This window comes from Caldicoprobacter sp., assembly GCF_047459465.1.
Lineage (GTDB): Bacteria > Bacillota > Clostridia > Caldicoprobacterales > Caldicoprobacteraceae > Caldicoprobacter.
Map to the genome: position 1 here is coordinate 1 of NZ_VSCO01000207.1, position 2265 is coordinate 2265.

The 2265-nt window shown below is 50.7% G+C and carries 2 protein-coding genes; both read right to left on the bottom strand.

Features of this window, described 5'->3' with window-relative positions:
- A partial coding sequence (locus tag FWJ59_RS09375; protein WP_414481667.1) for a heavy metal translocating P-type ATPase occupies nucleotides 1-1814 on the bottom strand: 1814 nt, incomplete at its 3' end.
- Nucleotides 1815-1887: 73 nt separating this feature from the next.
- Nucleotides 1888-2103 carry a heavy-metal-associated domain-containing protein gene (locus tag FWJ59_RS09380; protein ID WP_414481668.1) on the bottom strand — a complete coding sequence of 72 codons (216 nt, stop codon included), beginning with the start codon at nucleotides 2101-2103 and terminating at the stop codon, nucleotides 1888-1890.
- Nucleotides 2104-2265 lie beyond the last annotated feature (162 nt).

A 2265-nucleotide genomic window follows, 5' to 3' on the forward strand; every position in this document is an offset into this window, starting at 1 on the left:
GCGTTAATTATGACGATCAGCACGCTTAACTCGTGGACAAGCATGCCGGATGACAGAAACACCTTCTTGGCCAGCACCCCTACAAGCAAAAGCGCTGCTACTATTATAGCAAAAAATATGTTCTGCTTCATATTTCTCACCGTGGCCCTGCTCAGCCCAATGGCATAAGCCAGCTTCTTTATTTCGTTTGACATCAGCACCACATCGGCGGTCTCCACGGCCACATCGGTACCTGCACCGCCTATGGCAATTCCCAGATCAGCCGAAGCCAGGGCCGGGGCATCGTTGACCCCGTCACCTACCATTGCAGCGGGGCCAAACTGCCGCGAAACGTCCTCAAGCACCTTAACCTTGTCCTCGGGAAGGAGCTCGGCGTAATGTTCGTCTATGCCAAGCTGCTGAGCTATTGCCGCCGCAGTTCTCCTGTTATCTCCCGTCAGCATCACAATCTTTCTTATACCCAGCCGCTTTAAATCGGCAATTAGCTGCTTTGCATCAGCCCGTACCGCATCGGCTATGGATATGACGCCCAGTACCCTCTCGACATTTGAAATGATGACCACCGTCTGGCCGCGCTCTTCCTCCTGCCTTATATACTCCTCCTGCTCTTGCTCTATCCTCACCCCGTTTTCCAATATCAACTTCCTGTTGCCTATTAGATAATCCCGTCCCCTGACCTTCACCTTCAAACCTTGTCCGGGTATGATCTCTGACGTCTCGGCAAACTCGCCTATCGGCCCCAGCTTCTCCTGTGCAGCGCTTACTATGGCTTTGGCCAGCAGATGTTCCGAATAGCTTTCGCCGATGGCAGCTATCATCAACAGTTCATCCTCTTCCATGCCAAAGGACTTTATCCCGGTAACCCTAGGCTTTGCCTCCGTCAGGGTACCGGTCTTGTCGAAAGCCAGAACCCTTATCTGCCCCAGCTTCTCCATGACCTCGCCACCCTTTATCAGCACCCCATGCCTTGCCGCGTTGCCGATCCCCGCCACTATTGAAACCGGCGTGGCTATCACCAGTGCACCCGGGCAGGCTATGACCAGCAGCGTAAGCGAAAGCCGCAGGTCCCTGGTAAATATAAACAGCAGAACGGCAAAAACTATGATGAATGGGGTATAATATCTCGAGAACGTCTCCAGGAATTTCTGGGTTTTGGCCTTTTTGTCCTGCGCCTCCTCCACCATCTGAAGTATCCTTGCAAAGGTGGTGTCCTCTCCCACCCTGTCGGCTCTTATCTTGAGATACCCCGATTCAATGACGGTTCCAGAAAACACCGTGTCCCCGGTTTCCTTGTTTACCGGGATGGATTCCCCGGTGATTGCCGCCTGGTTGACGTAGGCATTGCCTTCTGTGACGGTGCCATCCACCGGTATCCTCTCGCCCGGCTTTACGATGACGGTGTCCCCTTTTACCACCTCTTGGGGCAATATCTCCATCTCTTGGCCGTCCCTTATCACTCTCGCCATGTCAGGCATCATATTGAGCAGCGCCTTAATGGATGCTCTGGTCTTCTCAAGGGTCCTGGACTCCAGGTAATCGCCCAGGGTAAAAAGGAAGGTAACCGCCGCGGCCTCCCAGTATTCCCGCAAATATACCGCACCTATCACAGCCAACGATACCAAGGCATCGATGCCCAGTATTCTGTATTTGATTCCCGCAATAGCCTTTCTCATAATGGGAATACCTGCCACCATGGCCGCTCCAAGCATAAACACATCGGCAATCACCGGAGACACAGCTGCCCTTTTTAATACAAAGGAAACTATTATCAGCATTCCGGACAGCACCACTCTCTGGAGTTTTGTAGTCCCCATCACATTCTCCTCCCGGCTGTAAACAAAATTGCCTATACACCAGTTAAAGGCTATAGGACAACCACCTGAAAAATTACTTTTCGCCCAGTACCTTGTAGCCCAGCCCTTCGATGACGCGCTTGACATCATCTGAAGACACCACAAGCTCGTCGAATGTCACCTTTACCCTGCTGGAATTAAACAGCACTTCAACGCTCTCGACGCCCTTGGTACGCTTCAAAGCGTTCTCAATCTTTGCCATACACGAAGGGCAGGTCAAGGTTTCCAGCTGATAATTCTTTGTAGTCATAAAGGTCATCCTCCTCAAAAATTTTGTTTTTTTATATTTTGTGACTCAATTTTAATAAATATCTGCTGCAATTTCTTTGACCTGGATCAAATTCGCATTTAAAAAAAATCCGTGTGCTCATTAAATAGAAAATGGGAGCCGCGTATTTAAAGTGCGGCTCCC